The 8,794-nt window shown below is 46.6% G+C and carries 7 protein-coding genes and 1 pseudogene; 3 read left to right on the forward strand and 5 right to left on the reverse strand.

The window, feature by feature from the left end:
• Positions 1–244 (reverse strand): DNA translocase FtsK 4TM domain-containing protein (locus QMA35_RS19970; RefSeq protein ID WP_281648910.1); only part of this gene is annotated, 244 nt, incomplete at its 3' end.
• A 70-nt stretch (positions 245–314) separates the two neighbouring features.
• Positions 315–1,541, reverse strand: a complete 1,227-nt coding sequence (locus tag QMA35_RS19975; protein ID WP_281648911.1) for an ADP-ribosylglycohydrolase family protein — start codon at positions 1,539–1,541, stop codon at positions 315–317.
• Positions 1,542–1,654: 113 nt separating this feature from the next.
• Between QMA35_RS19975 and QMA35_RS19980 the strand changes: the two are divergent.
• Positions 1,655–1,795 (forward strand): annotated as a pseudogene (locus QMA35_RS19980) (transposase); the annotation flags it as partial.
• A 40-nt stretch (positions 1,796–1,835) separates the two neighbouring features.
• Here QMA35_RS19980 and QMA35_RS19985 read toward each other — a convergent pair.
• On the reverse strand, positions 1,836–4,418 hold the full coding sequence (locus QMA35_RS19985; RefSeq protein WP_281648912.1) for a hypothetical protein: 2,583 nt from the start codon (positions 4,416–4,418) through the stop codon (positions 1,836–1,838).
• A gap of 341 nt (positions 4,419–4,759) precedes the next feature.
• On the opposite strand from QMA35_RS19985, the gene QMA35_RS19990 reads away from it, so the two are divergent.
• Positions 4,760–5,722 carry a response regulator gene (locus QMA35_RS19990; protein ID WP_281648913.1) on the forward strand — a complete coding sequence of 321 codons (963 nt, stop codon included), beginning with the start codon at positions 4,760–4,762 and terminating at the stop codon, positions 5,720–5,722.
• Between the two features lie 65 nt (positions 5,723–5,787).
• On the opposite strand, the gene QMA35_RS19995 is transcribed toward QMA35_RS19990, so the two are convergent.
• Positions 5,788–6,630 carry a nuclear transport factor 2 family protein gene (locus tag QMA35_RS19995; protein WP_281648914.1) on the reverse strand — a complete coding sequence of 281 codons (843 nt, stop codon included), beginning with the start codon at positions 6,628–6,630 and terminating at the stop codon, positions 5,788–5,790.
• An 81-nt stretch (positions 6,631–6,711) separates the two neighbouring features.
• Entirely contained in the window at positions 6,712–7,647 is a 936-nt protein-coding gene (locus QMA35_RS20000) for an SET domain-containing protein (protein WP_281648915.1), read from the reverse strand.
• 118 nt (positions 7,648–7,765) lie between these two features.
• Here QMA35_RS20000 and fabI point away from each other — a divergent pair, with 118 nt between their 5' ends.
• Positions 7,766–8,563 (forward strand): enoyl-ACP reductase FabI, encoded by a 798-nt coding sequence (gene fabI / locus QMA35_RS20005; protein ID WP_281648916.1) that lies wholly within the window; start codon positions 7,766–7,768, stop codon positions 8,561–8,563.
• Positions 8,564–8,794: the final 231 nt, after the last annotated feature.

Below are 8,794 nucleotides of genomic sequence, written 5' to 3' on the forward strand. Positions count from 1 at the left end.
CGGCACGCCCCCCCATATTCTGCACATCACCAACAGGGCCAATGCGGGTCCAACCGGGGTCATCTGGCGAATAGCTGACTAACGACATTAACAGGTAAAGACCCAGCACCAGAAAAGCCAGCATCAGCCCTTCACGCACACGAAGGGACAGCCAGTTCTGAGCATCTCCGGCATCCTGTGCAACAGCTTTTCCGGAACGCTTTACTGAGCTTTTACCTGAATCAGAACTCTTCCCTTTCTTCACTCTGCCCGCCGCATCCGTGATTTTTAAACATACGTCTTTGTATTGTATGGCTTTTTAGCGAGCTAGGAAATCAGTTCACCATATCCCCTAGCTTACGAGCTTTGCTGATGATGGCCTCACCATCCGCCAAACCTTCAAGAAAACGTTTGGGAATTCCATTTAAACCATTGACCGCGCCCGACATCGCCCCGGTTAATGCAGCTCTGGCCATATTATTACCACCGCCATTACTGGCTGAAAGCGTTGCCATTTCATAATCACGGGGGAAGCGATAAAGAAGGTAATAAGCCGCAGGCGCAAGATGCATAAACTGGCAGTCCATACCGAATACATGGCTGATGTACTTTGGTTCTTTAATTGTTACCAAATCCTGATGCTGGGCAACTTCACCATAACCTGGCGTTAAGAAGCGATCGTAACCTCCAACAATGCGATAAATTTCTTTGTTCTTGGTCAAACCTCGCATGTAGGTGTTGATGTCCTGCACAGCCACACCATTAATCAAACCCTGCACTACCAAGCCATAAGCGACTTGATTCCCACGAGTGAAGGAGTCACTGAACATCACTTTCAGAAATTGATCTGCCTCCCGGGCAAATACTTCAGGATCAGCATAAAGCGCAGCAAGTAAAACAATGAGCTGAGCACCATCGGAAGTGTCCTGACTGGTGGCCATACCCGCACTTTGCCAGGAGAGACCATCCCGGCGCTTTTTCAGAAGAGTACGGTATAGGCTTTCGGTATAACGACCCGAGTAAGATTCCCCATCAAGGGTTTCAAACAAATCATCCAGTCGACGAAAAAAATCGGTGGCGTTGAAGCGCCCTTCGCTGATCATGCTTTCCAGCAGCAGAATATAAATTTGACCGCTTTGGGAAACATCGCCAGCCCGCAACCCCTGATCGTAGCGATACTTGCTGACCTTGGCGAACATATGATCCCCATCAGGCTTGGGATCAACATAATTATCCACCCAGGTTCCATGCTCTTTGTGGAGTGCCGCCATATCGTAATACCAGTGGGTGCCCAGTCCTAGCGCTTCGCCCACTAACAACCCTGCAACTGCGCCAGCAGCGCGGTCAGCCCTGTCTGCTACATTTTTCGTTTGTACATTATTTTTCGTTTGCACATTATTCCGTTCAGTCATAACCACACCAGCTTGCTTGTCAGAGCCACTTGCAGAAGCTGCTTCGTTAGAACCTGTCAGGCTGAAACAACCGGTAGAAAACAATGCTGAGAACACAACCGTAAAGACCAGTCCCCATTTTTGCAGTACCTTAAAAACTGGATAAACCATACAACCCCCTCAAAACAAATACTGTTAGAGCGGGGAAGATAGACAGAGTTCAATCACTCTGCTGACGAAACACTGTTTTGTTGAAAGCACCAAATGAGTTAAAAGCCACCCGTAAGCAAAGGTACAGCCTCAGCGATGAAAGCATGAAAGATGCCTTGTATGAAATCGCGTCCATACGTCTGTTTTCGGGATTGTCGCTGGATAGACCGATTCCTGATCGCACGACTCTCATGAACTTCCGGCATTTACTCGAAAATGCATAATTTTACGTTGCGGAAAAATGAGTTGCTGAAATTAAAGGCTTATCGCACTTTTCCTTCTTATGGGTAAATATTCAGCCCATCGCGCCCACTGCCTATCTTTCCAAGAAGAGTCTTCGTTTTGAATAAAGTCACGAACCGCTTCCAGACTAGTGGGTAACCCCTTAAGATCTTTGTTGTCTCTGAAGTTTTCAAGCATGCCTTTCAAAGGCTTTTGTTTTGAAGTCATTTCCGCGGGGCGATAGGAAAGATTAATTCTGACATACAACCTCAGGCACGCCTTCCTCTCCTCTCCTGTTAAAGATCGAATCAATGGTAAAAAATATTTCCCCAGGTTAGCCGTTGGAATAGTCTTATTTGTAAGCCCCTGAACCCACTCACTTTCTGATAGTTCATCGCTTGTTGTCAGTCTACTATCTGGCGTCACCCTTGCTTTCTTACTTCCAGCTCCATTTCCAGCTCCATTTCCAGCTCCATTTCCAGCTCCATTTCCAGCGCCATTTCCAGCTCCGACTCTCTTCCTGCCTCGCTTTGGCCTGGCTTCAACAGAACAACCAGCAGGTGAGAAAAGTCTACCGAACCACCCCTGATGTTCAGGCAGATTAAATACCTGATGAATATTATTGGAGGTAACTTTTTCCCTAAGAAAGCAAACTTTTTCATTCATCAACTGCGTTTTATGTACAAAGTCGATCGCATTTTTACCCTCTGTTGTTTTGCCAATTAAGTCTAACGCCCACAACCCAAAAGTTCGGCCTTCAGGGGAATTTCCCAGTTTACCAGCCTGCCGTTGTACCTGCTGACCAAAAGAAGTTTTGAAAGTCTCTTTTGGCGCACTGAGCAAGTTGAGGATTTCATCACTCGTCATCAAAATGTATTTTCTGGTAGATAACCTTTCTTCTTTTGTCAGCTTTGCCATACAAAATTCCCTAAGGTTCTCCGGCGTTGACGGCACCATACGGGAATTCACTGATATAAGAATGCCTACTGCCAATAAATACTCAGCCATATTCTCAACATTGACTCGACCAGAAACCATTCGCTTCCTTACAATTGCTACTATAGCTTGCTCATTACCGGTTCGAGCCAGGTGATAGACCTGTGCAGACAGACGATTGTCTAACCCCTCCGTCTGCTCATAGTTACGGATACACTCGGCAATCTCAGTGCTGTCCCGCATGAAATTTCCCGGATGACAAGTGAGTGTCAGCACATCCATCAGGTTCCAGCTGGCTTTGAAATCGTTCAGAGGGTTACCTATTTGATGCTGTACAAGTTGCCCTGAGAGATTATCCCAGTTAAAGCCCGGTTCAATTAAGTTGCTGATCAAACGCCTTTTCAGTAGCGCGACGGCTTCTGGTCGTACCTGCTCTGCAGCCATCTCTTTATGGAACCAACCCCATGGTAGAGAACAGAATGCCTTCTCAGGATCAATCACCCCTATCTGAATGCAGAAACCCACCAAAACGGTTGGAGTCACTTCCTGACCACCGATAGAAACATTGTAATTTTTAAATTTGAAGGCAACCTGACTAAGGAGGCGCGATAGCTCTTGTTTATCCCGTTCATTAACAGATTTATTGATACGGAATTTACAATAGGCAGATAGCGCATGTTCATCTGACGCTGCCTGTTTAATGGTTTCACTGATCAACCTATTGTCCTTACTATTCAAACTATGAATAAAAGCAAGCTCTTCTTCTGTTGCCGGGCAGTCCGGCAGGCAAACTTTCATTTCATCACGCCAACGGTCAGCATCGAATGTTTGCTGGTCCAGAGTGATTTTCAAAGCCTGTTCAGGTGGAGCGTCATTAAATAACGCAACTGTACAAGCTTTCACCATTGCCGCATGTTCTTCTATCGAAAAAGGTTTTATAAAAGGCTCTGAGTAATCGCTCATTCCTCTCTGGTAATACCACAAACATTCTTCCTGATCTTTTATAGCCCGCTTTGCAGTAAGACGGAAATGGAGCGGAAATTGAGTCGAGTCGAGTTGGCAGGATTTACGATCAAGAATGTGCTGATTGTAGACCGCATCATTTTTTACATTACTGTTACTTGCTGTTACCGAGTCATTTGCATACAGCAAAAGATCATCCGGTCGACACCCAAGTTCGAGCTTTCTTTTTAGGGGGGGATTTTCCGAATTATCCTCAACCTCAACAAATTTATCAGACCAAAGGGTGTGAGGGCTGGCAGAGAGGCCACAAATGTTGCCATTATGATAAAGCCATTGCACTTCTTTTTGGTCAACCAACCGAGTTCTCAGAGCAATGCAACCCCGGGATTCCAGGATTGTTTCACCCTTTTTGAAAGCAATTGTCTCCCCTGGTTTGGATCGGGCAAATAATCCAAGCCCGACTCCACCCGGCACTTCTATTTTGCTGTGACGCACAGTAACCGTACCGCCACCTGTCGAAACTCTTACCCTGCGTCGTTTAGAGGCAGGTTTCATGGGTGATTCAATGTGGCAACCAGACTTTCTGGTACGCAGTCTTCTTGTTAAAGTCAGAGTAGGTTCAGCAATATGTACCCGAGAAGACTCTGGCTGCGGAGCTTCCTGTAAATCAGAAAGCTGCTGGGCTCTCGGTGAACCGGGGGGTGTACGACTGATCATAACCTTTATCCACTTCCTGTGTGATCGGTTTGACCAGAATTAAATGATTGCGTTCTTTATTGTCAGGAAGACTAACCTCATTGCCAGTCGCTGCGTCATAGCAACAACTCTCAATTAGGCATCGAACTCAGCAATGCCCTTCGGGTGGCGCTGAAAGACGCCATACGCTGCGTATTTCAGCACCACTGAGGCGTATGCTTAATTGAGAACGCCCCTTAGTTCAATCATGCTTGCTGTTTGAATAATTGAATCTTGTAGCAGTTTACGGCCAGTGTTGTTTATTTGAATAAATGTTAATGGTATAAGGTTATATAACCAAAACAATAATGATTAGCCACATTATGACTGCAATATCTCAGGCACTAGTTGTTGACGATTCCAAATCTGCCCGTTATTCCCTAAAGAAAATGCTGGAAAAACAGGGAATTGAGGCGAGTTTTGCAGAATCTGCCGGTGCAGCGCTCAATATTCTTGAAACCCAAAAGCCCGATGTCATTTTTATGGATCACCTGATGCCGGGCATGGACGGGTTTGAAGCCACCAAGGCTATTAAGTCAAACCCTTTAACCAGCACCATCCCCGTAGTGATGTGCACATCCCGTGAAGGCGCCGCCTACGAAGATGAAGCGAAAATAAATGGTGCTATTGCTATTTTACCGAAACCAGCACCAGAAGAGACCCTGATCAGAATCTTGACAGAGCTTTCTGAAACAATAGATATCGTGACAGAAAATAAAGCTCTTGAAACTTCCAGCAGCGACGACGACCGCATTCAACAAACCCTGGATCAATACTTTGAACAACAACGCCCTGCACTGTTGTCAGAATTAAAAGACCTAACAAAAGAGAGTCTCCAGCAACATATTCAGGCCCAAACCGACCGACTAGGCAGTACCATAGATGCTCAGCTACAACAACAGATCGGCACACTGTTTGAAGAGCACCAAAATGAACAGATTCAGATAAATGAAGAACGCTTTGCAGACGTTCAAAAGCAACTGCAAACCTCTTTCGAAACACTGATCGACGAAAAGGTGAAGCACTCTGTCAGGCACGAACTGTCTCAGCAGGATACTGATGAGGAGTTCATTAGCCAGATGACCACCAAGGTTGAAGGCGTTCTCAAGAACCAGCTTACCGATGAACTCAAAACCGCATTAGCAGATCGGGAGACCGCATTAACACAAACTCTCCGCAAAGAACTTGAGCAAACGTTCAGCAAGAAAGTACTGCAATCCCAAATTATTGGTCTGACAGGTGTGGCAACGGGAGTTGCCGCCCTGATTGCAGCATTGATCCTTTAACGGTGCTGGGCCAAACTCAGGCGCCACACACTAACGCCTGAGTTCAAACTTAAATAAGTACGCAATCAAATGCTTTCTGGTAGCAGAGGCAGAGAGTAATGACCATGCCGACATAACCATTCTCCCTTCACATTCTGCAGAAAGAATGTCGACCGCACTGGTTGAAGGGTATGAGTTTTTCCTGTTTCTTTATGTGTGGCTATTGTTGTACCGTGACATGACAGGCAGGCATATTCACTGGAAAGAAAGACAATTGGTGTTACATATTCAGTATCAAGAGAAAATTCATTGAACATTTTTTTGTACCAATCCCTGCACTCATCAACAGACCGAGCCTCCTCTCCTTTGCAAACACCAAAAAACAGACTCCCCTGATCGTCCGTTATCTGAGAGAGAATACCCTCAACATCTTCAGAGCGAATAGCCTCTGTACGCTTTTTCAACCAACTACAAACAGCATCAACTTCTGTGCTTTCTGAACCGTAGCGCTCCAGACGAGAGAGTGGCCTTTGAACGATATCAGCCGAAGAGACAGGGAAACTGGTATGGCCATGGCGTATTTTCCAATCATCATCCACCCATTCCAGAAACCAGCTTGTCCGAATACCTTTTACTTCCCTGGTTCCACCGGTATACAAGTGCTGAGTTAAATCCATCTCTGTCACCAGACAGCAGGTAAGATCATCCCCAAATACAAGAACCGGATGCTGAATTACTTCAGCTGTCTTAACAACGCGATTTCGTTCATCTGATGCTGCATGAAGAGTATCACGGCTAGTGTAAATATCTTCTTCAAATAGACCCCAACCACTAATATCCCCATCAACATTAAGATTCATGATTCTGCTGGTATCACGATCTCTACAGTACTGGGTAAATTCTGAGAAAAACCGCTCAAGCCCTTTCATAAACGCACTCAACAAAGGAAAGCAGCAAGCATAGATTAACTTCAGAAAAGAGGAACCGGGTGCACTGAAATTAAGAACGGGTTAATAACCTAACCAGTAGAATCGGCCATAATCCACTAGAATCTCTTCTCCCTTATTGATGCGCTGCTTGCTAACAACATAAATATAAGGCCAGCCCCGATAGATCACCATGGTAAAGAAAGCATTATCCTGAAACACCGGCTCACCGGGGCGGTAGGTGGTATTGGCATTAATGCACACAGTAACATTGCCATAACCATAACCACACAGATCAAGGCGTAAGGTATCCATGGAGCAATCCACTGCGTAGCGACCAACGTTATGCCCATGGATACCCTGCTCTACCTGCAAGTCCTGACCATGACAGTATTTCCCCAGATACGGCCCAAGCACAGTAAATTCATCAATATCACTAGCAGCCAGAACGCCACTTTGCCCCCGCAACCCAAGCCTAGTGTCATTCTCCGGCAAAGTTACATGTTTCATTGTTTTTTCTAGTGTGCTCGCCCGGTCAGAAGCTTCCATCCCAAGCCAGGTTTCAACAATCCCCTCCCAAGTGGGAGTGCTTGTTAATGACCGGCGCTTGCCCTTGGGGCGAATTCCTTCAGGCATAACCAAACGGGTCTTATGCTGACCACTGCTCAATCGTTTATAAAGCCAATCAGCTTCCTGCCCAAAATGATGCATAGGTGCCCGGTTATCCCAATACCGGGTCAGTATCTGTATGGCAGAGGCCTTGCGTTTACGAGGTTTGACATTCTCTTCCTCTGGCATTCGGACAAGACTCAGATCGGGAAGTATAGGAACAGGAACCACAGGAATACCCTGCAAAGTGATGTGCCTTTCCCATTCTGGATTGGAGGAGTCGGCAAGCTTACGATCAACATCGTCAAGCTTACGGGTAGATTCTGCGGAAGACTCCAACCCGGCCGACTCCTGCGGAATACTGGTATGAGTATGAATAGCTCCCGAAGGAATGCGTGAATTTCCCGGCATAGCAACCCCGTTCAACATTTCCTTACATATTCACTATAAGCCGTTATCGAAAGAGATGTTCGGTTTCTCTATACTGGAACAATTCATTTTTAAAGCCACAAAGCCAAAGGAAGACCACATGTCTTTTCTCAAGGGAAAACGTGTATTGATTGTGGGCGTAGCCAGCAAGCTGTCTATTGCTCATGGCATTGCCGAAGCCATGCACCGGGAAGGTGCCGAACTGGCTTTTACCTACCAGAATGAAAAACTCCAGGGGCGTGTTGAAAAATTCGCTGCAGGCTGGGGCTCCTCTGAAGATCTCTGCTTCCCTTGTGATGTAGCTGACGACGCACAGATCGAAGCCGTATTCACTGAACTGGGCAAACGCTGGGATGGTCTGGACATTATCGTTCACGCTGTTGGCTTTGCTCCTGGCGACCAATTGTCTGGTGATTTCACCAGCGCTACCACCCGTGAAGGCTTTAAGATTGCCCACGACATCAGCTCTTACAGTTTTATTGCCCTGGCTAAAGCTGGCCGTGAAATGATGCAAGGTCGCAATGGCTCACTACTAACACTGTCTTACCTTGGTGCTGAGCGCACTATGCCTAACTACAACGTTATGGGCCTGGCCAAAGCCAGCCTGGAAGCCAGTGTTCGGTATCTGGCCACCAGCCTTGGTTCGGAAGGCATTCGTGTTAATGGTATTTCTGCCGGCCCTATCCGCACACTGGCCGCCAGCGGCATTGGAAGCTTCCGAAAGATGCTGAGTTATAATGCCGACCGCGCCCCTATGAAGCGCAATGTTACCCAGTTGGAAGTGGGTAACGTAGCTGCGTTCCTGTGCTCTGACCTGGCCAGTGGCATGACAGGTGAAATCACTTATGTCGATGGTGGCTTCAATATCACCGCCATGGGCTCTCTGGAGGAAGCATAATCATCTAACGCTTTAAGCACCAGAGCTCACCGGGTACAAAAAAACCGCTCATTGAATAATGCCACTCGCTTAAGAGCTTTCAGCCATAGGCAGGGATGAAGACAATCGGACTTGAGTATTTTCAAGTCCGATTCTTTTGTGTCCGAGTTCACCAAAGAGCTGCAAATAGCAGCTGAGTTTCCCCACCCTGAATCCTTTGATGCCTTTTATCGAAACATCCCGGAAGAGTGG

Origin of the sequence: Parendozoicomonas sp. Alg238-R29 (assembly GCF_947331445.1) — a bacterium.
GTDB lineage: Bacteria > Pseudomonadota > Gammaproteobacteria > Pseudomonadales > Endozoicomonadaceae > Sansalvadorimonas.